Source organism: Streptomyces sp. NPDC032940 (assembly GCF_040636935.1).
In the GTDB taxonomy this organism is placed as follows: Bacteria; Actinomycetota; Actinomycetes; order Streptomycetales; family Streptomycetaceae; genus Streptomyces.
On the sequence record NZ_JBEZVJ010000016.1, the window covers coordinates 15784 to 39449 of the forward strand.

17 protein-coding genes are annotated in these 23666 nt (G+C 72.5%); 5 read left to right on the forward strand and 12 right to left on the reverse strand.

Annotated features, from left to right (window positions below):
• The first annotated feature begins 28 nt into the window (after positions 1-28).
• From AB0E77_RS20125 to AB0E77_RS20135, 3 genes are read left to right on the forward strand one after another with little or no spacing between them, the layout of a single operon-like run.
• Entirely contained in the window at positions 29-1459 is a 1431-nt protein-coding gene (locus AB0E77_RS20125) for a cytochrome P450 (RefSeq protein WP_361572475.1), read from the forward strand.
• The gene (locus AB0E77_RS20130) at positions 1456-2172 is read left to right on the forward strand and encodes an SGNH/GDSL hydrolase family protein (RefSeq protein WP_361572478.1); all 717 of its coding nucleotides are present in this window, start codon (positions 1456-1458) and stop codon (positions 2170-2172) included. The genes AB0E77_RS20125 and AB0E77_RS20130 overlap by 4 nt, the downstream gene beginning before the upstream one ends.
• Before the next feature lie 28 nt (positions 2173-2200).
• Entirely contained in the window at positions 2201-3610 is a 1410-nt protein-coding gene (locus tag AB0E77_RS20135) for an MFS transporter (protein WP_361572481.1), read from the forward strand.
• A 94-nt stretch (positions 3611-3704) separates the two neighbouring features.
• Here AB0E77_RS20135 and AB0E77_RS20140 read toward each other — a convergent pair whose 3' ends face one another.
• Positions 3705-6755 (reverse strand): amino acid adenylation domain-containing protein, encoded by a 3051-nt coding sequence (locus tag AB0E77_RS20140; RefSeq protein WP_361572484.1) that lies wholly within the window; start codon positions 6753-6755, stop codon positions 3705-3707.
• Between the two features lie 385 nt (positions 6756-7140).
• Between AB0E77_RS20140 and AB0E77_RS20145 the strand changes: the two genes are divergently transcribed.
• Positions 7141-7929 carry an alpha/beta fold hydrolase gene (locus AB0E77_RS20145; RefSeq protein ID WP_361572487.1) on the forward strand — a complete coding sequence of 263 codons (789 nt, stop codon included), beginning with the start codon at positions 7141-7143 and terminating at the stop codon, positions 7927-7929.
• Positions 7930-8107: 178 nt separating this feature from the next.
• The gene (locus AB0E77_RS20150; protein ID WP_361572490.1) at positions 8108-9904 is read left to right on the forward strand and encodes a non-ribosomal peptide synthetase; all 1797 of its coding nucleotides are present in this window, start codon (positions 8108-8110) and stop codon (positions 9902-9904) included.
• Positions 9905-9968: 64 nt separating this feature from the next.
• On the opposite strand, the gene AB0E77_RS20155 is transcribed toward AB0E77_RS20150, so the two are convergent.
• The 11 genes from AB0E77_RS20155 to AB0E77_RS20205 all read right to left on the reverse strand — a co-directional run bounded on the left by AB0E77_RS20155 (position 9969) and on the right by AB0E77_RS20205 (position 23088).
• On the reverse strand, positions 9969-11093 hold the full coding sequence (locus AB0E77_RS20155) for an aminotransferase class V-fold PLP-dependent enzyme (RefSeq protein WP_361572493.1): 1125 nt from the start codon (positions 11091-11093) through the stop codon (positions 9969-9971).
• Positions 11090-12208, reverse strand: coding sequence for a phosphonopyruvate decarboxylase (gene aepY / locus AB0E77_RS20160; protein ID WP_361572496.1), 1119 nt, complete (start codon positions 12206-12208; stop codon positions 11090-11092). The genes AB0E77_RS20155 and aepY overlap by 4 nt, the downstream gene beginning before the upstream one ends.
• Positions 12205-13803: an isocitrate lyase/phosphoenolpyruvate mutase family protein gene (locus tag AB0E77_RS20165; RefSeq protein ID WP_361572499.1), complete on the reverse strand. Its 1599-nt coding sequence runs from the start codon at positions 13801-13803 to the stop codon at positions 12205-12207. Before AB0E77_RS20165 ends, aepY begins: the two co-directional genes overlap by 4 nt.
• Positions 13804-14048: 245 nt before the next feature.
• Positions 14049-15008, reverse strand: coding sequence for a hypothetical protein (locus AB0E77_RS20170; protein ID WP_361572502.1), 960 nt, complete (start codon positions 15006-15008; stop codon positions 14049-14051).
• Entirely contained in the window at positions 15001-15954 is a 954-nt protein-coding gene (locus AB0E77_RS20175; RefSeq protein ID WP_361572505.1) for a nucleoside-diphosphate kinase, read from the reverse strand. Before AB0E77_RS20175 ends, AB0E77_RS20170 begins: the two co-directional genes overlap by 8 nt.
• A gap of 83 nt (positions 15955-16037) precedes the next feature.
• The gene (locus AB0E77_RS20180) at positions 16038-17897 is read right to left on the reverse strand and encodes an aminotransferase class I/II-fold pyridoxal phosphate-dependent enzyme (RefSeq protein ID WP_361572508.1); all 1860 of its coding nucleotides are present in this window, start codon (positions 17895-17897) and stop codon (positions 16038-16040) included.
• The gene (locus AB0E77_RS20185; protein ID WP_361572511.1) at positions 17894-19111 is read right to left on the reverse strand and encodes a hypothetical protein; all 1218 of its coding nucleotides are present in this window, start codon (positions 19109-19111) and stop codon (positions 17894-17896) included. The genes AB0E77_RS20180 and AB0E77_RS20185 overlap by 4 nt, the downstream gene beginning before the upstream one ends.
• Before the next feature lie 64 nt (positions 19112-19175).
• The gene (locus AB0E77_RS20190; RefSeq protein ID WP_361572514.1) at positions 19176-19958 is read right to left on the reverse strand and encodes a metallophosphoesterase; all 783 of its coding nucleotides are present in this window, start codon (positions 19956-19958) and stop codon (positions 19176-19178) included.
• A 240-nt stretch (positions 19959-20198) separates the two neighbouring features.
• Positions 20199-21332 (reverse strand): TauD/TfdA family dioxygenase, encoded by a 1134-nt coding sequence (locus AB0E77_RS20195; RefSeq protein ID WP_361572517.1) that lies wholly within the window; start codon positions 21330-21332, stop codon positions 20199-20201.
• A 10-nt stretch (positions 21333-21342) separates the two neighbouring features.
• Positions 21343-22158: a methyltransferase domain-containing protein gene (locus tag AB0E77_RS20200; RefSeq protein WP_361572520.1), complete on the reverse strand. Its 816-nt coding sequence runs from the start codon at positions 22156-22158 to the stop codon at positions 21343-21345.
• 108 nt (positions 22159-22266) lie between these two features.
• Complete coding sequence (locus AB0E77_RS20205) at positions 22267-23088, reverse strand: methyltransferase domain-containing protein (protein WP_361572523.1); 822 nt, start codon at positions 23086-23088, stop codon at positions 22267-22269.
• Positions 23089-23666 lie beyond the last annotated feature (578 nt).

Sequence of the window (23666 nt, forward strand, 5' to 3'; positions counted from 1 at the left end):
GAATCACAAGAGCGGAGACAGAACGGACATGGAAAACTCTCAGGCGGGCCAGGAGGCCCGTTGCCCCGTCGACCACGGCGGTGCCACCGGAGCGGGCACCGTCATACCCGCCACCGCGCTGCCGGGGTCGAAGAAGCACGCGGTGATCCAGCTGTTCAACTACTGGACGCGTCCCCAGCGGTACATCGAGGAGTGCCGCAAGGAGTACGGCCCCCGGTTCCAGGTCAGCATCCGGCTCCCTCCGCGCGCCGTGTACGTGCTGACCACCCCCGAGGACGTCAAGGCCATGTTCACCGCGCCCGCCGATGTGCTGCACACCGGCAACGGCTCGGCCACGATCGAGAAGTACACCGGCCAGTCCGGTCTGGCCTGGCTCGACGAGGACGCGCACAAGATCCGGCGCAAGGCCATGATGCCCAGCTACCACGGGGCGGCGCTGGAGCGGATCTCGGCGGCCATCCCGCAGATGGCCGAGCGGGACGTCGCCGCCTGGCCGCGCGACCGGGCCGTCCCGCTGCACTCGTACATCCACGGCTTCACGATGCACGTGATCCGTGAGGTGATCTACGGGCCGCAGGTGCCCAAGCGCTGGGACGAACTGCACGCGCTGCTGCTGGAGATGATGCGGTTCAACAACGGGCCGGTCTCGCCGATGCTGCTGCACAAGATGCCGCCCCGGCTGTTCAAGCTCCTGCGGGCGATCCGGCCGCTGGGGCTGGACCGTTTCCTGAAGCTGCGCGACCAGGCGGACGCGCTGATCTACGAGACCATCGAGGAGCACCGCGCGTCCGGGTACCGCGGCGACGATCTGCTCTCCACCCTGCTGGGTGTCACCCACGCGGACGGCTCGCCGCTCACGGACAGTGAGATCCGCGACGAGATGACGACCATCTTCCTGGCCGGCACGGAGACCACCGCGGCCGCGATCGCCTGGGCGTTCGTGTACCTGGCCCGCCACAAGGACGTCACCGAGCGGCTGCGCGAGGAGATCGCGCGCGGGGAGGACACCTATCTGACGGCGGTGATCAACGAGGTGCTGCGGCTGCGTCCGTCGATCCCGCAGATCATCGTCCGCGAGGTGAAGAAGCCGATCGAGATCGGCGGTGTGCGTTACGAGCCGGGGCAGCACCTGTGGGCGAGCGCCTTCCTGCTCAACCGCGACCCGAAGCTCTACGAGGAGCCGGACGCGTTCCGGCCCGAGCGGTTCCTCGACGTCAAGCCCGGTGTCTACTCGTGGATCCCGTTCGGCGGCGGGCGTATCCGCTGCCTCGGCGACCGGATCGCCCTGCTCGAGATGAAGGCCGTGATCCGCGAGGTGCTGACGCAGTGCGAGCTGCATGTGTCGGACCCCGAGCCGCAGCGGGCCCGCAGCCGGATCGTGGTGAACGTGCCGGCCGACTTCGCGCGCGTGGAGCTGCGCGACCGCGTGCCCAGCCTGGTGGGGGAGGGACGCGCGTGAACCCCCTGATGCTTCCCGTCGTCGCCGCGCAGGGGCTGTGGGTGCGTGCCAGGACCGAGGTGCTGCCGCCCGCCGCCGGCCCGGTCACCGGGACCGTCGCGGAAGAGGAGGCCGGTCCGCCGATGCGTGTCGCCGTCCTCGGGGAGTCCACCGCGGCGGGCTGCGGGGTCGCGACGCACGACGAGGGCTTCCCCGGCAGCCTCGCGCGGGCACTCGCCGCCTCGCACGGCTGCCCCGTCACCTGGGAGGTGGCCGGCCGGCACGGCGCCACCGCACGCCGGATCCGGTACCAGCTGCTGCCGCAGCTGGGCGAGGGCTACGACCTGGCGGTGCTGCTCGCGGGCGCCAACGACGTGCTCGGCCGGCGCAGCCCCGGCCAGTGGGGGGAGGATCTCGCGGCGATCGTCGACGAGCTGACGAGGCGGGCCGGGTCCGTCGTGGTGCTGGGGACCCCGCCGTTCGCGGACTTCCCGTCGCTTCCCGGCACGCTCGCACGGTACTGCGCCGAGAACGCGGCCGGCCTGGACCGGGCCTCGCAGCGGATCTGCGCCGGGCGGCCGCAGGTGACCTGGATCGACTCGAACGACATCATGCAGATCACCGGGGACTTCTTCGCGCGGGACGGGTTCCACCCGTCGGCCCACGGCTACCGCCAGTGGGCCCGGGCGGTCGCCGACCACGCACGTGCCGAACGCCGTACCGACCCGAGGTGATCCCCATGACCGAACGGAGCTGCCGCGTATGACGCCGCCGTCGGGCGAGACGACGCCCCGGAGGGGATGGAGCATCGCCGTCGTCCTCATCGGCGTCTTCGTCTCCTCGCTGGACCTGTTCATCGTCAACATCGCGTTCCCCGACCTGGAGGACGCGTTCCCGTCGGCGGGCCTGAGCGATCTGTCGTGGGTGCTCAGCGCCTACGCGATCACGTTCGCCGCGTTCCTCGCGCCGGCCGGACGGTGGGCGGACAGGTCGGGGCGCAAACGCGCCTACCTGGCGGGCCTCGTCCTGTTCACGCTGGCGTCGGCCGCCTGCGCCGCGGCCCCCTCGCTGGGGGCGCTGGTGGCGGCGCGGACGCTCCAGGCCATCGGCGGCGGGCTGATGCTGCCCAGCTCGCTGGGCCTGCTGCTGCCGCTGTTCCCGCCGCACAAGCGTGGCGCGGCGGTCGGCCTGTGGTCGGCGATGGGCGGTGCGGCGGCCGCTCTCGGTCCGCCGGTCGGCGGTCTCCTGGTCCAGGCGGGCTGGCAGTGGGTGTTCCTCGTCAACCTGCCCATCGGCGTGGCCGCCTGCGCGGTCGGCGCGTGGGCGCTGCGCGAGATCCGCGAGGAGTCCAGCACCTCCCCCGACGTGCTGGGCGCCCTCGTCCTCGCGGTGACCGTGGGCGCCGTCGTGGCGGCCATCGTGCAGGGGGAGAGCTGGGGGTGGACCAGCGGGCGCATCCTCGGCATGTTCGCGCTGGGCGCGCTCGGCGTGGTGTTCAGCGCGGTGCGGGCCGTCCGGCATCCGGCCCCGGTCATCGAACCGGCGATCCTGCGCATCCGGGCCGTGTCGCTGGCCAACGTGGCGACCGTCCTGTTCTTCGCCGGTTTCGGCGCCATGATCCTCGCCTCGGTGCTGTTCCTCACCGGTCTGTGGCACCACTCGGTGCTGCGTTCCGGGCTGGAGATCGCGCCCGGCCCCGTCATGGCGGCGGTCTGCGCCGTGCCCGGCGGCCTGCTCGCCACCAAGTACGGGAACTACGTGGTGGGTTTCGCCGGCAGTGTCCTGTTCGCGGTGGGCGGGGTGCTGTGGGCGACCGCCACGTCCGCCGACGTGGCCTATGTGAGCGCCTTCCTGCCGGCCGGCGTGATCGCGGGGATCGGGGCCGGGCTGGCCCTGCCGAGCCTGTCCGGCGCCGCCACCCTGCCGCTGCCCCCGGAGCGCTTCGCCACCGGCACCGCCATGGTGTCCATGTGCCGCCAGGTCGGACTCGCCCTGGGTGCGGCGGTCGTGGCGGCCGTACTGGGCGCCCGCCCGGACCTGGCGGCGTTCCACACCGCCTACTTCTTCATGGCGGCCTGTGGTCTGCTCGGCGGCCTGGCCCTGTTCGGCATCCGGGACAGCGCCTCCCGCCGGGCCCCGGCGGCCGTGGCGGAGGGGGCGGCTCCGCGCTGAGCGCGGCCCTTCGGCCGTTCTCGGCCCGGGCAGGTCTGCGGCTGACCGCTCCTGCCCGGGCCGGATGCGCGGCGGACGCCGCGCATGGTGTGCGTCAGGTGGCCGTGGACAGCGCGTGCAGGGCGTCCGCGAGCCGCTGGAGGACCTGTTCGGCCTGGGCGTCGGACATCCCGTCCGCGCGCCTGCTCAGCCGCAGTTCCCAGGCGCCGTCGGGCTCCGGCACCGCCTCGATCAGCAGCTCGTAGCCGGTATGGGGCGGACGGACGCGCAGCGGCTCCGCGCGCACCGACTCGCCGAGGCGTACCCGGGGCGGCTGCTTCTGCAGGATCACCCAGGTCTGGAACCACGGGTGCCGGTCCCGTCCGGGCCGCAGGGACCGCACCAGTTCGTCGAACGGCGTGCGTGCGTGCCGGAACGCCGACGCGACGGACCGGGCGCAGGTGGTCAGGAGCTCCGCGTCCCGCTGGTCCGGCACGGCGGTCAGCGGGACCGGCAGGGTGTTGACGAAGCAGCCGACGACCCCTTCCAGCTCGGGGACGTGGCGTCCGGCCGACACGGTGCCCAGGCACAGGTCCGTCACGCCGAACACCTGGGACAGGGACCGGCCGGCCGCGGCCAGCAGCGCGGCCACCGGCGGACCGCCGTACGCGTCGGCGGTGCGGGTGAGCCGGGCGACCACCTCGGGGGGCACTCGCACGGCGGACTCGACGCGGCGGGCCTGGGTCCCCTCGGAGGGGCTCGGCAGGAAGGGGCGCGGCGGGTCGCCGAGCACCTCTCGCCAGTACGGCAGGTCCTGTGCGAGCCAGGAGCCGAGCCGGTCCCGCTCCCATCTGCTGAACCCGGCGTAGGTGGCGGGCTGTGGTTCGGCCGGTGGTGTGTCCGGTGCCATGGCGGCGGCGAGGTCCTCCATGAACAGGGTCTCCGACCAGCCGTCGAAGGCCAGGTGGTGCACGCGTACACAGAACAGGTGCGTCCGCTCGTCCACGCGGCACAGCCGCAGCCGCAGCGGCGGCTCCTTCTCCAGCTCCGTGGGCCGGCCCCACCAGTCCGCGGTGATCTCCTCGGCGAGCTCCCGCAGACCGTGCCCGTCCGTGGGGCGGGGGGCGGCCGTGTGCTCCAGGGGCACGGTGGCGAGGTCCGCCGGCAGGGCGCGCTGCACCGCGGTGTCGCCCTCGTAGGGGTACACGGTCCGCAGCACCGCGTGCCGTTCGATCACGCGTCCGAGGGCCGCCTCGAAGCGCCGGACGTCCAGGGGGCCCGTCACGGCGTAGGCGAGCACGACGACGTTGTCGGCGTCGCCGGGGGTGAACTCCTCGGACAGCCAGAACCGTCGCTGGGCGTGCGACAGGGGAGCGTCGCCGGGGCCGGCGCCCAGCGGGACCGGGCCGGGGTCCGCCGATCGCTCGCGGGCCTCGCTCAGCGTCAGCAGCTGGTCCAGGGTCCGTCGCTGGTACACGTCGGCCGCCGTCACGTGGGCTCCGGTGCGGGAGCTGATCCGGGAGGCGAGCCGGACCGCGTCCAGGGAGGTGAGTCCGGCGTGGAAGAGGTCCTCGTGCGGTGCGACCGGCCGGCCGAGGAGTTCGCCGATCTCGGCCGTCAGCGGGCCGGCGGCCGGGGCGGAGGAGTCCGTGTCCGGGACGGCGGGGTCCGGGGCGGGTGCGGTGGCGGCCTGCTCGAGCAGGGCGCGGATCGCCGCCTGGTCGGCCTTGCCCGTGGTGCTCAGCGGCAGCTGCCGCAGGTGCAGTTGACGGCTCGGCACCATCGCGGCGAGCAGTGTGCGTGCCGCGAAGTCGCGCAGTTCCCGCGGGTCGAGGGGCGTGCCGTCGAGCGTGGTGTAGACGCAGGCGAGTTCGGGCCGTCCGGGCGTGGTCTCGATGCGCAGCACACAGCTCGTGGCGATCTCGGGGTGTGCTTCGAGGGCCTTCTCGACCTCTCCGGGGGCGATGCGCACGCCGCGGATCTTGAACTCGCGGTCGGCGCGGCCCCGGTAGCGGTAGGCGCCGTCCTCGTCGAGCACGGCCAGGTCGCCCGTGCGGTAGTGGCGGACGCCGTCCAGGTCGAAGAACGCCTTCGCCGTGGTCTCGGGGTCCGCCAGATAGCGCAGGGCGAGGCCGTCGCCCGAGAGGGCGATCTCGCCGACCTCGCCGGGGGCGGTGCGGCCGCCGGAGGGGCTGACCAGGGTCACGCCGGTCCGGGGCACCGGCCGGCCGATGGGTATCTCGGTGGCGGTCTCGTCGACGTCCCGTGGGCGCACGACGTGGGTGGTGGCGAAGATGGTGCTCTCGGCGGGCCCGTAGCCGTTCACGACGTGCAGGCCGGGGAAGGCCGTCAGGACCTCGCGGACGTGTCCCGGCGAGACGCGTTCGCCGCCGACGAGCAGCAGCCGGATGCCGCGGAACGCCTCGACGTCCTCCTCGGTGAGCACGTTGAACAGCGAGCTGGTCAGCCACAGGCTGTTCACGCCGCGCCCCACCAGCTCCCGCAGGGTGGCCGCGTCCACGGCGGGGCGGTCGCGGTCGAGCAGGACACAGCAGCCGCCGTTCAGCAGCGGTGCCCACAGCTCCAGGGACATGCCGTCCCAGGGTAGGGGCGCCGACTGCAGGAACACGCTGTCGGTGTCCAGGGGGATGGACGGGCAGCCGACCAGGGTGCGGATCGTGCCGCGGTGCGGGGACACCACGCCCTTGGGCTGCCCGGTGGAGCCGGACGTGAAGAAGACGCACGCCGCCTCCGTGCCGTCCTCGAGAGGGGGCAGTGCGACGGGCTCGGCCGCGCCGGCCGCGAACCGGGCGAAGGTGTCCTCCGTGACCACCACGGACGCCCCGGAACGCCGGACGACCAGGTCGGTGCGGGCCGCGGGCCAGGCGGTGTCGACGGCGATGTAGGCCGCCCCCGCCTCGAGGACGGCCAGGAGCGCCACGACCAGCTCCGGGGAGCGTTCCAGGCGGACGGGGACGCAGTCGCCGCGCCGCACCCCCGCGGCGTGCAGGCCCTGCGCCATGGTCGCGGCCCGCCGCCGCAGTTGCGCGTAGGTGAGGGCGCGGTCGCCCTGGCGCAGGGCGATCGCGTCGGGGGTGCGCTCGGCGTGGTGGGCGATGACGCGTTCGATGCGTTCACCGCGCGCGTAGGGGCTGGGCAGGTCCATGGGGCATCCCTCTTTCGGCTGAGGCACGCGCGGGCTTGTCGTGTGGCGAAGTGTTCGCCCTTCGCGAGGACGCGGCGGCCGACGGGGAAATAGCTGAATTCGGCTGTTACCGCGATCGCGAAAGGCTAGCAGGCAATCGGTGGCCGGCCGGTTCGTATAGTGGCGTCCTCCATTTCCCTCTTGGTGGCACTTTTCTGGAAGTGCGCGCCCCGCGGATCGAAGCGGATGTTCCGCTTCGGGGAGGGTGTTTTGACCGATGGCGGGTTGACTCGATTTGACCCAACGGGTTAACTGCGTGAAATCCATGGAGTGATCACATGCATGAGGGTTTACGTTGTGCGCCCGCCGTCCGGCGCCACCGCATCTGATCGAGAAAGGCCCCATCGTGCGTGTTCGACCGACGGCCAAGCCGCTGTGGTGGTCACGGCTGCGACCGCTTCGGGAGCCCGGCTCCGCACCCCGGGCCCGGCTTCTCGTCGTGCCGCACTCGGGCGGCGGACCCAACCGCTATCTGCGGCTGTTCCGGGACCTGCCCGACGACGTGGAGATCCTCGGACTCACGCTCCCCGGCAGGGAGCGCCGCGTCACGGAGCCGCCCGGCGCCGGCCTGGACGAGGTGCTCGACAGCCTCGCGACGATCCCCGGGCCCGAGGTGCCCGCGGTGGTCCTCGGGCACAGCCTGGGCGCGACGGTCGGCCTCCATCTCGCGCACGCCCTCGGCCGGCACTGCCTCGGGCTGATCGCCTCCGGCCAGGAGCCGCGCGATTCCGCCGTCGGCTGGCTCACCGAGGACTCCGGGGACGAGGACGTCCTGCGGCTGCTCGAACTCGGCGGTGACAAAACTCACTTGGCCATAGCGGACGCGGAATGGCGCGCGGCACTCCTGGACACCCTGCGGGCGGATCTCAGGCTCGGCGCGGAGAGCTCCGAGCGGAGCGGGGGCGTACGTATCGACGCGCCGATCACCGTGCTGTGCGGACGCGAAGACCGGCTGGTCGACCTGGCGGCGCTCGAGGGGTGGGGTGCGTACTCGGCCGTGGGGTGCGAGGTGCACGTCGTGCCCGGCGGACACTTCGCCCTCTTCGACTCCGTCAACCGGCCGCGGTACCTCGAGGCGGTCGAACGACGCCTCTCCGGCGCCGCGCACCCGTCGGGACGGCCGCCCCGGGCCTAGCCCGCTGCCGTACGCGTCCGCAAAGACAATTCGTCGGCGGGCGGGGGGAATAGGGGTGGAACCTCCTTGCCGGGGGGAATTCATCGCCGCGGGCGGGAGGGGGTCGTCTATTATTCTTTGCAATCCGATGCTGGATCAGGTTCAACCTATGGGGGGATTTGTGCCGGAAGTAAAGCCCGTGACCGAGGCCGACACACTGCACACCTGGTTCGCCCGGAAGGCCGCCGAAAGTCCCCGGGCCACCGCGCTCACCGCCGGCAAAGACTCCATGTCCTACGCGGAACTCCACGCATCCGCCGGAAACATCGCCGCGCGTCTCGTCGCGGCCGGAGTGCGCCCCGGTGACCTCGTTCCGGTGCTGGTCCCGCGCGGCCGGGTCGTTCCCGCGGTCCTCGGGGTCCTGATGGCGGGCGCCGCCTATGTGCCGCTCGACCCCCGGTACCCCGACAGCCGCCTCGCGAGCCTGGTCGAACGGGTCGGCGCGGGCGTGATCGTGACCGACGAGGAACTGGCCGTACGGGCCAGGACGTGGAGCGGGGCGTCCTTCGTGCTCGTCGGCTCCGCCGCGGACCCGGACCTCCCGGCCCCGAGCGTCGACGTCGCCCCCGACGACCTCGCCTACGTGATGTTCACGTCGGGCTCGACCGGCACGCCCAAGGGCGTGAGGATCACGCACCGCAACGTCACGCGGCTGATGGCCGGGACGTCGGAGCTCTACGGCCTCGGGCCCGACGACGTGTGGACGATGCTGCACTCCTACGCCTTCGACTTCTCCGTCTGGGAGATGTGGGGCGCGCTGCTGTTCGGCGGCCGCCTCGTCGTCGTCGACGACGACACGGCCCGCGCTCCCGACGAACTGCTCGGCCTCCTCGACCGGGAGGCCGTCACGGTGCTGAGCCAGACCCCGTCGGCGCTGGCCGCCCTCGTCGGCGCCGACGAGCTGCGCCCGGCGGGACTCGACCGCCTCCGGCTGATCGTGCTCGGCGGCGAACGCCTCGACCCGGCCACACTGAGCGGATGGTTCGCCCGCCGGGGCGACACCCGGCCGCGCGTGGTCAACATGTACGGGATCACCGAGACCACGGTCCACGTCACGTACTGCCCCATCACGGCGCGGGACGCGGCGGCCGGCGCCGGCAGCCCCATCGGGGTGCCGCTGCCCGACCTGGACATCACGCTGCGGGACGAGGACGGCGCGCCGACCCCGGTGGGCGAGGTGGGCGAGATCTGGATCTCGGGGCCCGGGCTCGCCCGCGGGTACTTCGACGACGACGCCGCCACGGCGCGCGCCTTCCGTACGGCCGCCTGGGGCCCCGGCGACCACCGGTGGACCTACCTCAGCGGCGATCTCGCGCGTGCGGACGCCGACGGTCGGCTCTTCTACGCGGGGCGGCGCGACGAGCAGGTGAAGGTCCGCGGCCACCGCGTCGAACTGGGCGAGATCGGAGCGGCGCTCAAGACCCACCCGGACGTCGTCGACGCCTGCGTCGCCACCGACACCGGTGACTCGGTGGGCTCACGGCTCCTCGCCTGGGCGACCGTCCGCGCCGGGGGCCCGGGTGCGGACGGGCTCCGGGCGTACCTCGCCGACCGGCTGCCCGCTCACATGGTGCCGGGCGAGGTCCGGCTCGTGGACGCGATGCCCCTGACGCCCAACGGCAAGGCCGACCGCAGGGCCCTTCTCGAACAGGCCCGCACGAGCGCGCGTCCCGCGGCACCCGTGCCGCGGCAGTCTCCCGTGGCCGACTCGCTGCAGGCGGCGGTGGCGGCCATCTGGGCCGATGAACTCGGTGTCCCCGACGTCGGCCTCGGGGACGACTTCTTCGACCTCGGCGGACACTCCCTGCTGGTCGCGAAGGTCATCCGGCGCACCCGCAGGGAGATCGGTGCGGAGATCGGCGCGCGCGCCCTCTTCCAGGCGCCGCGCCTCGGCGACTTCGTCGAGCGCGTACGCGCCCAGGCCGACGCCGGCTGAGGGGGACGAACGCCTTCAGGGCCGCCCAGGGGCGGCCCTGAAGGGTTTCCAGCGGCTCCACGTGTCAGGACGGGCGGAGAAGCCGTTTCAGGCAGTGCAGGAAGTCGTCGATGTCGCGGCCGGTCATGCAGCCCATGGTCGAGAGCCGGAAGAAGCGGTTCTTGAGCTGCTCCTGGGCGCTGTAGACGACGAATCCGCTCTCGCGCATCCCGTGGTGCAGCGACTCGTAGCTGAGCCCCTCGGGGATGCGGATCGCGGTGAGGCACACGGACCGCTCCTCGGGCGCGAGCATGATCTCCAGCCCCAGCTCCTCCAGTCCCGTGCGCAGCCGCCTCGCCAGGGCGAGGTAGCGGGCGTGCCGTGCCTCGCGTCCCTCCTCCAGGGCCAGGCCGAGCGCGGTGTCGAAGGCGTAGAAGGCGGGGATGCCCGGCGTGAAGGCGGGCGCGAGGTCCTTCTCCTGGGCCGTGTAGTGGCGGTGCAGGTCGAGGGAGAAGCTCCGCCGCGGGAGGTCGCCCAGCGCTTCGAAGGCCGCGTGCCGGCCGGCGACGAAGCTGAGCCCCGGGGCGCCCTCGACACACTTGTTGGACGACCCGGCCAGCCAGTCGACCCCGTCGCCGGCCAGCGAGATGGCCTCGGCACCCACGCTGCTCACCGCGTCCACGATCACCTCGCGGCCCCTGGCGTGGGCGATCCGGGCGAGGGCGGCGACGTCGTTGAGCCGGCCGGTGCTGGTCTCGTGGTGCACGACGCCGACGTGGGTCAGCGTGCCGTCGTCCCCGAGCAGCCGGTCGACCGCGTCCAGGTCGACCGGGGAGTCCCAGCCCAGCCTCAGATGGCGGGTGCGGATGCCGTGGGCGGCGGCGATGTGCTGGAACCGCTCCCCGTAGTGACCGTTGTCGATCACCAGCAGTCCGGCGTCCCGGGGGACCACCGAGCTGACCGCGGCCTCCACCGCGGAGGTGCCCGATCCCGTGAGGATCACCGAGGTGTGCCGTTCGTCGCCGGCGCACAGCCGGGTGGTGCGCTGCCGCACCCTGCGCATCAGCTCCGCGAACTCGGGCTCCCGGTGGCACATGTCGGGCCCGGCCAGGGCCGTTCTGACCCGGGGGTCGGTCACCACCGGGCCGGGGTTCATCAGGACCAGCCGATCGGATGCCGCGGGCCGGCCGGCCGCTGTCACCTCGGTCATCGGGCCATCGCCTCCATGAATCGGGCCGCCGAGGCGGGGGGCCGGAGAGCGGGGCGGCCGAGCTGCGGATGGGAGCCCGGCGCGATCCGGACCCGGATCAGACGCGGGCCGGGCAGCGACTGGCAGCCGGCGACGGCCCGGGCCAGCTCCTCCGGCTCCGACACGTCGTGGGCGGCCTGATAGCCGCAGGCGGTGGCGAGGCCGCAGAAGTCCACGGTGCCGGAACCGCTGGGCTGGCCGCCGGTGGACTCGTAGGACTCGTTGTCCAGCAGGACGTGGAGCAGGTTCGCCGGGGCCTGGCGGCCGATGGTGGCCATCGCCTCCAGGCGCATCAGGGCCGCTCCGTCGCCGTCCAGGACGACGACCTTGCGCTCCCCGGAGTACAGCGCCACTCCCAGGGCGACGCTGGAGGCGCAGCCCATGGACCCCACGACGTAGAGGTTGTTCGGCCGGTCCCAGTCCCGCTCCAGCTCCCGGGCCGTCTTGCCGGTGGTCGCGATCAGGCAGCCGTCGGGGTCCATGGCCCGCACGACGTGCCCGATGGCCTCGGCCCGGAGCATCCTGCCGGACGTCTCCTCGGGCGGCTCCACGGCGTACGGGGCGATGGAGCCCTTGGGGACGACGAAGGCGAACGGCAGGCCGGTGGACGCCATGTGCTCCTCGGCCACGGCCAGCCGTTCCGCCAGCGCGGCCGGGTCGGACGGGAGCAGTTCGTTGCGGATGTCCATGAGGGTGAGCATCTCGGGGGTGATGCGGCCCATCAGCTCGTGCTGCGGTTCGTCGGTGGTCGACGGCCGGCCGCGCCAGGTCACCAGCAGGAGCACCGGGAGCCGCAGCGTGTGACAGAGCGAGGTGAGCGGGTTGACCGTGTTGCCCAGGCCCGAGTTCTGCAGGATGACCACGGGGCGGCGCCCGGCCAGGCGGGCGCCCGCGGCGAGCGCGACGGCCTCGCCCTCGTTCGCCGCCACCAGGTAGTCCTGCGGGTGCTCGGCCTGCAGGCAGCTGATCACCGGGCCCAGGAACGAGCACGGCACTCCGGTGAACGGGCCGAACCCGCGGTCGCGGAGCAGGCTGACGAGTTCCCCGGCGTCCAGCCGGCTGACGGTCCCGGTCATCGCTCGGCCCCGCTCGCCGCCATGACGTCGCCGACGAAGCGGAGGTCGTCGGCGGTGCGCAGCTCGGTCCAGCCGGAGGCGACCTCGACCGCCCGGACCTGGAGCCCGCCGAGCAGGACGTCGGAGAGCAGCTCGGCGACGGTCGCCGCCGACCCCTCGGCGCGGCGCTTCTCCGCCGCGCTCACCAGCGCGGCCAGGCCCCGTGCGGAGAAGAGCGCGGCGCCGGTGAACTCGGCGTCCGCCGCGCCGCCGCCGAAGGCGGTCACCAGGCTGCTTCCCGCGGTGAGCCGGCGGCCGTCCCGGGCGCTCGAACTCAGGGCCACCCCGACCGCGTCGGGACGACGGGCCGCACGCGCCGACACGTCGACCAGGACCGTGACGTCCGACGCGTTCGCGGCGAGCTGGCGCAGCGGTCCTGCCTCGAAGAAGACGTCGTCGGGCAGGACCAGGGTGGATCCCGGGTGGCTGCCGGGCAGGGTCGGCACCCAGGCCGCGGCGTCCGTACCGACCCCGGCGACCACGCTGACGTCCTGCGGCGCGCGGGCGGGGGGCTCACCGGCGGCGTGGACGGCGACCTGCTCCACCCCGCTGCGGCGGAGTTCGGCGGTCTGGCAGTCCAGGACGTCCGCCGCCCGGTCGAGCCCGGACGGCTGCTGCGCACCGGGCACGACGAACGCGCGGGGGGCGCTGTCGTAGGGGGTGATGTAGAGCCCCTCGTCCCGCTTCTGCGCGGGCACGCCCTGGAGGTCGAAGACGGTGGCCAGGGGAGCGATGTGCTCCTCGATGCCGGTGGTCCGCCCGTCGCGCAGGATCGCCTCGAAGGCCTGGCTGACGGCGGTGATCCCGGCGCGCAGTCCGTGGTTGGCGTAGATCACCATCTTCGCGCCGGCCTCGCCCAGTTCCGCGGCGGTGATGGTGTGGTACGTCGTGGGCACGACCACGACCGGCACCGGGAGCCGCCAGCGGCCGAGGAACTCCAGGACGGGGTCGGGCGACGACCCCTTGGCGTGGATGAGCACCGCGTCGGCTCCGGCCTCGGCGTAGGCCTCGCCGCGGGTGAGCGCCTCGTCCATGCCCCAGCCGGCGATCAGCGCCTCGATGCGGGCGATCACCATCAGCTCGGTGCCGCGCTGCGCGGCCTTGGCGGCGGCCAGCTTCCCGCAGAACTCGCCTATGGGAGCGAGCTCCTGACGCCCCGGTATGAAGCTGTTGACCTTGGGGAACCGCTTGTCCTCGATGGAGACCGCGGAGATGCCGGCCGCCTCGTAGCGGCGGATCATGTTCATCACGTTGTGGGCGTTGCCGTATCCCGCGTCGCAGTCCGCCACCACGGGAACGTCCACGGCCGCGGCCATCGAGCCCGCCACGGCGAGGAGTTCACTCATCGTCAGGATGTCGGTGTCCGGGACGCCCTGGGAGGCGGACACCTCCAGCCCGCTGGACCATACGCCGTCGAATCCGGCTCTCTCCGCGAGCCGCGCGCCCAGGGGGTTGTGGGCGCCGGCGATCCGGACCACTCCCGGCCGCTCGAACAGATCACGGAGGGAGGCGCCGTCCGTGAGGCCCTCTGACGCCCTGGTAACTGCCGCCTTCATGAAAATGCTCCTTGGATGGAATGAGGAGGCGGGGTCAGTCGACGTTGACTGAGGCCCTTGGCAATGAGTTCCCTTAACAACAATTCCCGGAGTGCGCGAGAACGGGCGCCCGGACCTGTTCCGACATCGTTATCGGATGGCACCCGGAGTGGTGATCCTGGATTTCACCCCCGAGATGGAAATGGAATTCCGGGCCAGGCGGCACCTGCCGGAAAGGTGACGCAGGTGCCGTCGTCGGCCGGAGGTCATCCGGTTCCCGGTGCGTGGCGGCCCTGCCAGTCGGCGGCCGTGGGAGCCGGCAGCAGGCCGACGTGGCCCTCGCGTTCCAGGGGCGTGACCCAGCTGGCCACCAGCACGAAGTCCCACAGCGCCAGACCGTCCGTGGCCGGGGGCATCGTCGCCGCCAGCTCGTCGAACGACATGCGCGGCCCGCCCGCCATGACCTCCCGGATCCGGGCCTCGGCGTCCTTCGGCAGCCGCCCTTCGCCCGTCAGGCGTTCCAGGGTCTCGTCGATGTCGAAACCGTGCTCGACCGTGGCCGCCTCGAGCCGCCCGACCTCCTCCAGGAGCGCCGCGGAGACCTTGTCCGCGTCGGCCTCCCCGGCGCCGCGCAGCAGCTCCCTCCGCGACTCCCGGTCGAGGAGGATGCCGAGTTCGCGCACGAGGTCCGCCGGCTCGTCGGCGACGTGGCAGAACTTGATGACCTTGTTCGGGGCCCGGAGCACGGACCTCAGATGCCTCGGCCCCCAGGGGTGGAGCACCGAGCCCTTGAGGTCCGCGAGCCGGACCGTCCCCGGCGTCACCCCGGTGTGGGCGGTGTCGCGGAGCAGGAGCAGGAACGTGTCGGTGGCGGAGTGCATCAGCGACGACAGGGCCAGCCGGTCCGTGGTGTACAGGTTCCAGTCCCAGCGCCAGAGCTCGCGCATCGAGTGGCGGTTGTAGCGCACCCGCTCGAAGCCGACGAGTTCGAAGCCCTCCTCCTCGACGAAGCTCAGCGTGCGGCGCATGCGCCGGCCGACCACCCCGTCCGGCTTGAAGGCCAGCATGGCCAGCGGTCCCAGCGTCTCGGCGGCCCGCTCGCCGGCCACCCGCACCAGGTCCTCCCACGTCTCGCGGAAGTACAGGTCCTCGACGAAGAGCTCCCGCTTGCGCGGTGACACCGTCAGGGCACGCCAGTCGCTCTCCCGCAGCACGCTGTCACCCATCGCGTCCCCACAGCCCCGCTTCCGGATTGTCGATCACCTTGGCCGTGCCCGGGTCGTCGCTCGCCACGCAGACGCTGCCGAGCACGGCGAGATCCCAGTCGGTCACGTCGATGCCCAGCGACTCGACGTCCGCGCAGAACGCGCGCCACGGCACGATCCGCCCCTGGCGGATGCGTTCCGTCCACGCGAGGACGCGGGCGGCCGTCTCGGCGGACGCCGCGTCCCCGGCGGCGCTCGCCCGGACCTTCGGCTCCAGCCTGGCCAGAGGTTCCTCCACGTCCAGGGTGTAGAGCCGGTCGATCTCGCGGTCCAGTTCGGCGCGCAGACGGTCGTGGTCGCTCTCCGGCATCGAGCCGTCCGCCACGGCACGCAGGATCCGCCGGCGTTCCGCCGGGCTCAGCAGCAGGCCGATCTCCCGGAGGAGGTCGGCGGGTTCGTCGGCTACGTGGACGTGATTGATGATCCGGTTGGTCAGTCTCAGCCGGGCCCGCAGCGAATCGGGGCTCCGAGTGTCGGGGTCCGAGGATCCCTTCAGCCCGCTGAGGCGGACCGCCGCCGGGATGGGCGACGGCGCGTCGTCCCGCACGAAGAGCAGCAGACACGGTCCGGTCGCGTAGACGTGCCCCGTCACCACGAGTCGGTCGAGGGTCGCGGAAGTGAGCTGGTACCGCCACATCTCCCGCCAGAGCACCGGCGTGAACTCGACGTGCTGGGCCGCGACGGGGGTGAACCGCTGGTCGGCCAGGAAGTCCAGAATCGGTGCCAGTTTCCCGGTGAGCAGTCCGTCCGGCTTGAGCATCAGCAACGCGGTCGAGCGGATCAGTTCGCCGAAACGGTCACCGAGGATCTCTTCGGCGTCCGCGAGTCCCTCGCGGAAGTAGATCTCCCGCTCATAGAGACCGGCCTTCGTCGGAATCCGCGTCAGAGCGTCCCACACTATCGACACGATTTCTGGTTCTGCCTTTCTTGCTCCTCGCGAACAGTGACGCGGTTTGCCGGATCAATCTCATAAGCGTGCCGCGGGGCCTGTCAAGACGCCGAAGCGTTCGGTGTGTCCTCGCTTTTCGTCATGGGCAGGCGCCGCAGTACGCCGGCGAGTGCGGTCGTCACTCTTCTGTCCGCATCCCGGCCGCGGCTGGTGATGCGCAGCCATTGCCGGCCGCCGCTCGCCGACTTTTCGTCATAGGCCTGCACGAGAATGCGGTCCGCGGTGAACAGCTCGTCCGCGACCGCGTCGGCCGAGACGCCCTCGGGAAGTCCGGCGAACACGGCGTGCGCGTCCGGCGGCACGACGGTCAGCGGCCCGAGCGCGGCCAGGTCGCCGGCGAGTGCGCGCGCGTCGGCCGACACCCGGGCGCACGCGCGCCGGAAGTCCTTGTCGTAGTGCGGCAGTACGCGCAGGAACTCCTCCGCCAGGCCGCCGAGCCTCGGTGACGGCAGCCGGGTGCGCAGCAGGGCGGCGCGGTCCGGGTCGGCCGTGGCCGCGAAGCCGAGCGGGATGCCGCCGACGCCGTAGGCCTCGCCCAGGTCCCTCAGCACTACCAGGTTGGGGTGCTCCTCCAGATGGGGCAGCAGGGAACCGGCAGGCGGTGCCGAGAGGTCCACGAACGACTCGTCCACCAGGACGGTGACGTCGGGCAGCGCCTCGCACAGGCGGCGCAGCTCCGGCAGGGGGACGGCGACACCGGTCCGGTGATGCGGAGAGCCGACGACGGCCGCCGTGCACCCGTGGGCGCGCACGAACGCGGTGAAGGCGTCCACGTCGAGCGTGAACCGGGGCGGTTCCAGCGTGAACGGCACGAGCTGCGCGGACCGGACGGCGTCCACGTGGCCGTCGCCGCCGGGATCCGGCACCGCGACCGGACCGCCGGCCTCGCACAGCGCCGCCAGCAGTTCGGCCGTGCCGCTCGCCACGCACACCTGCCCGGGACGCAGCCCGTGCACCGAGGCGACCAGCTCCGTCGACAGCCCGTTGTCCGCGGGGGAGCCGAGCAGCAGCTCGCGGACGGGTGCGGTGAGCGAGGCGTACATCTCCGGCGTCGGGAAGCCGGAGTTGCGCAGCGACCGGTGGTCGCGGACGTCGAACCGCCAGTACCCGCCGCCCGCTCCGGTCAGCAGCTCGCGGCGCCGGCGCGGCGGGCTGAAGAGGTACTCCGCCTGCAGCCGGTCACCGGGGTCGTCCACCTCGAACCACTCGTCGGCGCCCCACGTGCACACCGCCCACCGGTCGGCGTCGAGGCTGTCCACGATCGCGTAGTCGTAGTACGCCCGGTCGCCGTCCGGGCCGGCGGTGACCAGGGTGTCGAGGGCGGGGGCGAAGCCGTCCCGCAGGTACTCGCCCTCGAGCAGGAAGACGTTGCTCGTCTTGAGCCACCCGTCCGGCGAGAAGCCCGGCCCCTGCTCGCGGTCGGTGTACAGCCGGTCCAGGGTGCCGTCCGGGGCGGCCTTGACGACGGTGCCGCCCAGGCGGCGCGCCGGTTCACCGGCGAACACGATGTTGGGCCTCGGCGAGGTCGGCACGGTGGCGAACGCGTCCTCGCGCAGCACGATGTCGCCCTCGACCAGGTACAGGCTGCGGTCGAAGAACTCACGCGCGAGCCACACCGAGTACGCGTCTCCGGTCTCGTGGTAGCGCGCGTTGTACAGGTAGTGGATGTCGATCCCGGCGAACCGGTCGCCGAGCGAGGCGCGCACCACGTCGTCGAGGTGCCCGGTGACCACGACGGCCTCCGTCACCCCGGCCGCGGCCAGCGCGGCCATGCTGCGGTGCACGATCGGCACGCCGGCGATCGGGGTGAGCGGTTTGGGCCGGTGGTCCGAGTCCCGCCCCAGCCGCCGCCCCATGCCGGCGGCCAGGACGAGCGCCCGGGTCGGTGTCGGGCCGCTCACCTCTGCTTGCCCAGCCAGCCGGTGAGACGGTCCACCATCACGTCGCCGGCGTCGTGCTGGTAGACCCAGACGCCGTGCAGGCGGCCGCGGTAGGAGGGCTCGCCACCGGACTTCGGGTTGGGGCGCGGCCCGGCACCCATGCCGTAGGCGAACAGGCCCACCTTGCTCTCGGCGTCGGTCCCGTGGGTGCCGACCAGGTCGTCGGCGGTGGCCCGGTCCACGGCGCGGCCGGCCATCCGGATCTCCGGCAGCGCGGCACGGTAGCCGAAGCACGGCACGACGATGTCCGCCGGCAGGGCGCCGTGCTCGCGCAGCAGCTCCCGGTCCCACTCGCCCGGCAGCTGGACGACGCGCAGCCGGTCCACCGGTCCGGACAGGGTGCGCACGGCCAGCTCACGGGCCGGGCCGCGCAGCCCTCCGTAGCGGTAGACGCGGCCACTGAGCGGGCAGACGTCCTTCTCGGGGTCGAAGGCGAACCCGGCGGCCTCCGCCTCGGCGGCGGTGGCGAAGTAGAGCTTCGGCATGCGGTGCTGCACGAGCGTGACCTGGACGCCGGGGTTGTCGACGAGCGCCCGGGCCGCGACGCCCCAGGCGGTGTGCGAACCGCCGAGCACGGTCAGCCGGTCGGCTTGGGCGATGGAGGCCGGGTCGATGTAGACGACGTGACCGTCCACCGTGGGCGTGTCCAGCGTCTCGACCAGGCCGGAGTCGCTGAACTCCTCGCCGCCGCAGCAGACCAGGCCGGCGCGCACCGTCTCGGCGCCGCCCGCGGAGTCGTGCACGGTGATCTCTCCGGGGGCGATCACGTCGATCGCCGTGACGGCCGTGCCGAGGCGCACCTCGCAGGCCGGGTGCCGCTCCAGGACCTCGATCACCCGCTGGGCGACCAGTTCGGCGAAGGCGCCGGCCAGCGGCAGCGGCGGATACTGGCCCGACCACTCGCGCAGGGCGTCGGCCTCCGGCGTCTCACCGAGACCGGCGAGCAGCTCACGGGACCCGGGCTCTTCCAGGCTCTCCAGGAACACGTCGGCGAGGCTGTTGGCGGCGAGCTGGTACTCGGACAGCTTGCCGCCGAGCCGCTCGGTGCGCTGCTCGTAGACGACCACACCGCCGTCCAGCAGGGCGTCCAGCCGTCCGGTGCGGGCGGCGGCCACCAGCAGGCCGACCCCGGCCGGACCGAGTCCGACCATCGCGAGATCGAAGTTCCTCTTCATACGTCCTCCCCATGAATGACAGTGAACGGGCATCCGGAGCCGTCGGACCCCGGGAGGTGCCTCCTCAGCCGGCCGGCCGCTTCGGCACCGACACCACGTGTGTGACGACGGTCGCGGCGTCCGCCAGGTGCAGCAGCCCGAGGTCCTGGAACGGGCCCGGGCGGTACGGGGCGTCCGGCCGGAAGTCCAGCGGGAGACTGGTCCAGACGGACGGGCAGGAGGTCGCGACGACGCCGGCGAAGCCGGTGACCACCGCGCGGTGCACATGGCCGGTGCACAGGCGGCCCACGTTGTCGTGGGCGCGCAGCGTCCTGGCGAACGCGTCGGCGTCCGCGAGCCCCATCCGGTCGATGCCGGCCACGCCGATGGCGAACGGCGGGTGGTGCACGGCGACCAGGTGCATGGTGCCGGGAGCGGCCGCGAGCTGCGCGTCGAGCCACTCCAGCTGCTCGGCGCCGAGTTCGCCGTGGGCGTGGCCGGGAACCAGCGAATCCAGCATGAGGACGACGACGTCGCCGGCCTCGCAGCGGCTGGGCGTGCGGGAGCCCAGGCCGACGCGCCGCTCCCCCGCCCCGGCGGGAACGAGCCGGGTGAGCAGCGCACGGTCGTCGTGGTTGCCGGGGAGCACGTGCACGGGGAGCCCGGTGGCCTCGACGGCGCGTGCCACGGCCGCGTACTCCTCCGGTCTGCCGTGGGCGGTGAGGTCGCCGGTGACCAGCACGCGGCCGTCCGGGCCCACCTCGGCCGCCATGTCCGCCAGCGCCGCGGTGAACCGGCGCAGGGGCTCCGGATCGACGTCCGGGTCCTGCACGTGCGGGTCGCTCAGCTGACCGATCAGGGTCGCCACGACGCCATGCCCCTCTCGCCGACGGCGGACTGCCCCGTCCGTGCCCCCACGGCTGTCGCCGGCCGTGGGGAGCGCCCGGCGACTCCGGCGCTCCGACGTCCGGCCGAAGCGGTCACCCCGGCGACCGCCAGGTGCCTCGGGCGGTGGGGCCCGTACTCAGGTGGGGACTCGGTCATGGCCGCCGTTTCGTCGTCGGGTGGACTTGCGGACAGGGGTCGGGCCGGAGCCCGCGGGGAGGACTTACGCCGTCTCGTCGGCGTAGCGCGCCCGGGCGCGCAGCTCCACCTCGCTGAAGTAGCCGCCGCGCAGCTTGCGCCGCATGCCGGACTTGTCGAACTCCGAACGGCCGTGGAGGATGCGCCGGTTGTCGAAGATGATCATGTCGCCCTGCCGCCAGGAGTGGTGGTAGGCGCGGCCCTCCTCGTCCATCAGCGCCTTGAAGCCGCTGTAGGCCCGGTAGACGCCCGGCACCTCGTCGAAGGGCACGTTGTCGAAGAACATCTTGGTGGGGTTGTTCACCAGCCGGACGACCTCGCCCTCGTGGTCGAGGTGAATGATCGGGGTCTGGTTGTGGTAGATCTTCTCGGCCGCGGCGTACTCGGCCCGGTAGATCACCTCGGTGCGGGCCAGCACGGCGAACGCCTCGGGGTCCCGCTCCCGGAGGTTCAGCGCCGCGGCGAGACCGTCCACGAACCGGGTCCGTCCCTCCTGGCTGGCGGCGGCCACGTCGTTGACCTCGAGCCCGAACAGGAACTGGTAGTCCGGCGGCGTGCTGTAGTACGGGATGTCCGTGTGCAGCGGCAGCTGGCGGGTGCTGAAGGAGATGCTGTCGGTCCGGTCGTCGGGCTTGACCTCGAGGTCGAAGTACTCGCCGAAGTAGGAGCGGTCGACGAAGCCGGCCAGCCGGGCGCACAGCGCGTCGGGGTCGGCCGCCTCGCCCTCCGCCGTCCTGATCACGACGAGGCCGTAGCGGAACAGGTGCTCCAGCGCGCCGTTGAGGGCCTTGTAGTCGGCCATGACGTCGGCGTGCGGGAAGGTGCCGTCCGCCACGGTCTCGGCGCTCGACCACGGCGACCACCGCCGCTCCGGGCGGCCCGGCGCCGTCGGCGTGCTGTGCTCGCGCAGCCAGGAGTCCGGGTAGCGGCTCTCGTGGCCGTCCTCCCAGACGATCTCCAGCCCGTTCTCCACGCTGTGCGTCACGGTGCGCGGGCGTATGTCGAGCGGCAGGGTCGCCGCGTCGAAGTACTTCTGCTTGGCGAAGGCGTTGCGGCAGGTCTCGCAGAGGCACGAGTCGCGGAGCCAGATCCAGTGGAACCGCCCGGTCTCGCCGGAATCCCAGTTGATCGACAGGTGCGCTTCGACGGTCGTCGTCATGGTCGTCTCCTTAGTTCGACAGGGGCTTGGCGGCGCGGAACAGTCCCTGGGTCAGCGCTCCCGCGTCCATGAATCCGATCTTTCGGTGCCACCGCTCCACGAGGTGCTCGACGTCCGCCCGGCCGATCGCGGGGTCGTGCTCGGCCCGGGCGAGGTAGGCGTCCAGGTCGCGGCGGAGCAGGTGGTTGGTGTGCGTGCTGACGTCCTTGGCGACGACGTCCGTGAAACCCGCCTGTGCCAGCAGCTCCGGATAGCCGGACACGGCGACGAGGTGGTAGCCGGCGTTCTCGACGTACTCCTCGAACTCCGGTGTGCTGCCGCCCCGGCAGAAGTCGTTGACGACGATCGTCCCGCCGGGCCGGAGCAGTTCGGCGCACCGGGCGAGCACCTTCACCTTGTCCGCCGAGTAGAGCAGGGTGTCCTGGCTGTAGACCGCGTCGAAGGACTCCGGCTCCAGCGCGGCGGAGAAGACGTCGCCGAGCACGAAGGACGTACGCCCCTCGGGGTCCTTGGCCGGCCGGCGGCTGTCCGAGATGGAGACCATCAGTTCCGCGGTGTCGACCCCGACGACCTCGACGGGGTACTCCGCGACCAGGTGGAACGCGGCGCCGCCGAGGCCGGAGCCGATGTCCAGCAGCCGGCTGCCGGGGGACAGCGGAAGCTCCGGCAGGACCGTCTCCCGGAACGCGGCCAGGCCGCCGGAGCTCTGGAAGCCCTCCCCGTAGATGACCTCGGACCGCAGGATGTTGTGCGGCACCGTGTACCGGTTGCCCTCCTCGTACTCCCGGTCGGCGTCCGACCGGGGCGAGGAAACGTTGCTCGACATCGCCCTCCCTCAAGATGGCTGTTGTGGGTGCCGCCGGGCCCGGGCCGAGAGGCGGCGCGGGTCCGCTTCACGGCCCGTGGGCGGCGGCCGTCCGGCCGGCGCGCCGGTTCAGGACGCGGGGACGCGCGCCGTCAGGACCATCCAGACCAGTTCGTGGTCCGCGCTGAACTGGATCTTCTTCTGCCACCGGTCGACGAGCGCCCGGTACTCGTCCTCGGTGAACTCCGCCAGGAAGGCGGGACGTTCGGTCTCGAGCCGGGACAGCTCGCCCCGCATCGACGTGAGCAGCTCCTCGGTCCGGTCCTCGACCGTCACCGCCGTGAACGCGGCCGACTCCAGCACCTCGCGGTAGCCGTCCAGCGTGAGCAGGTGGTGGCCGCACTCCCGGACGTGCTGTTCGAAGGCGGCCGAGGCCTCCTGCGCGCCCCGGCAGTAGTCGGTGATCAGCACCTGCCCGCCCGGCCGCAGCAGGGAGTGGAGGCGCTTCCACACGCGGTACTTGTCGTCCGCCGGCAGGTACATCCCGCAGTCCCGGGTCCAGACGACGTCGTAGGAGGCCTCGCGGAGGTCCGCGGTCCGCACGTCACCGGTGACGAACTCGACGCCGGTGACCTCGCCGTCGGCCGCCCGCTGCCGGCAGATCCCTGTCATGTCCGGCGAGACGTCGAGACCGGTCACCGTCGCGCCGAAGCGCTCGGCCATGCGGAACGCGTCGCCCCCGAGGCCGGCGCCGACGTCCAGGACGCGCAGGCCGGGCGTCCAGTCGAGCTTCGCCGTCAGCCGGGAGAAGACGTCGAACCCGGACGGGCCCTGGTATCCGCGACCGTAGATCTTCTCGGACCGCAGTGCGCTGTGCCGGCTGAACCGCTGGCCGATCGTCTCCTGTGCGTCCGTCGTGTCCGGCACATCGCTTCGTGGTGCGGATGTCACGTAGAGCTCCCCGTCGCGCTGCGGATCGCCGCAGCAGTCTGTGTCAGTAGGTCGGCGCGGGCCGCGGGCGCGCGCTCCACGGCCCCGCCCGGAGAGTGGGCAGGGGCCGGGAGCCGAGCCGGTCGCCGGGTCCCCGCGGGTCGGCGGCTGTGCCGGCGGCCCGTCACCGCCGCGTCACGGGCGCCGCGTCGAGCACCTCACCCGTGGTGTGAGCGGAGCCGCGTCAGGACGAACTCTCGGTACTTCGGAAAGAACATGCATCCCCCCGGCATGCATGAAGATCATCGGAGTTTTGGCTGACGCTACATTAGCTACACCGCAGGGCTCAAGAGGGTTTACTTGTCGTTGGAACCGGGGGGTTGGAGTCCGCACGGTTTGGACGCCTCCTACCGATTTTTCGTGGAGGCGGCTGTGTGCCGTCGGTGAGTCGGTTTTGCCCCGGCGGTGCGTACTTCGGCGGTATTCCGGCGGTCGGGGACGGGTCGGCCTCCGTCGACCAACTCGCTGTTCACAGAGGCGACATGAGAGCCTAAAGTGATTGATCAAGGAGTGAAGTCTCTGATAATTTCACGCGCCGA

Bases quoted from the DNA above. Each gene is read 5' to 3' on its own strand.
- AB0E77_RS20125 (WP_361572475.1), top strand. From the start codon at position 29: ATGGAAAACTCTCAGGCGGGCCAGGAGGCCCGTTGCCCCGTCGACCAC.
- AB0E77_RS20135 (WP_361572481.1), top strand. From the start codon at position 2,201: ATGACGCCGCCGTCGGGCGAGACGACGCCCCGGAGGGGATGGAGCATC.
- AB0E77_RS20140 (WP_361572484.1), bottom strand. From the start codon at position 6,755: ATGGACCTGCCCAGCCCCTACGCGCGCGGTGAACGCATCGAACGCGTC.
- AB0E77_RS20155 (WP_361572493.1), bottom strand. From the start codon at position 11,093: ATGACCGAGGTGACAGCGGCCGGCCGGCCCGCGGCATCCGATCGGCTG.
- aepY (WP_361572496.1), bottom strand. From the start codon at position 12,208: ATGACCGGGACCGTCAGCCGGCTGGACGCCGGGGAACTCGTCAGCCTG.
- AB0E77_RS20165 (WP_361572499.1), bottom strand. From the start codon at position 13,803: ATGAAGGCGGCAGTTACCAGGGCGTCAGAGGGCCTCACGGACGGCGCC.
- AB0E77_RS20170 (WP_361572502.1), bottom strand. From the start codon at position 15,008: ATGGGTGACAGCGTGCTGCGGGAGAGCGACTGGCGTGCCCTGACGGTG.
- AB0E77_RS20185 (WP_361572511.1), bottom strand. From the start codon at position 19,111: ATGAAGAGGAACTTCGATCTCGCGATGGTCGGACTCGGTCCGGCCGGG.
- AB0E77_RS20195 (WP_361572517.1), bottom strand. From the start codon at position 21,332: ATGACGACGACCGTCGAAGCGCACCTGTCGATCAACTGGGATTCCGGC.
- AB0E77_RS20200 (WP_361572520.1), bottom strand. From the start codon at position 22,158: ATGTCGAGCAACGTTTCCTCGCCCCGGTCGGACGCCGACCGGGAGTAC.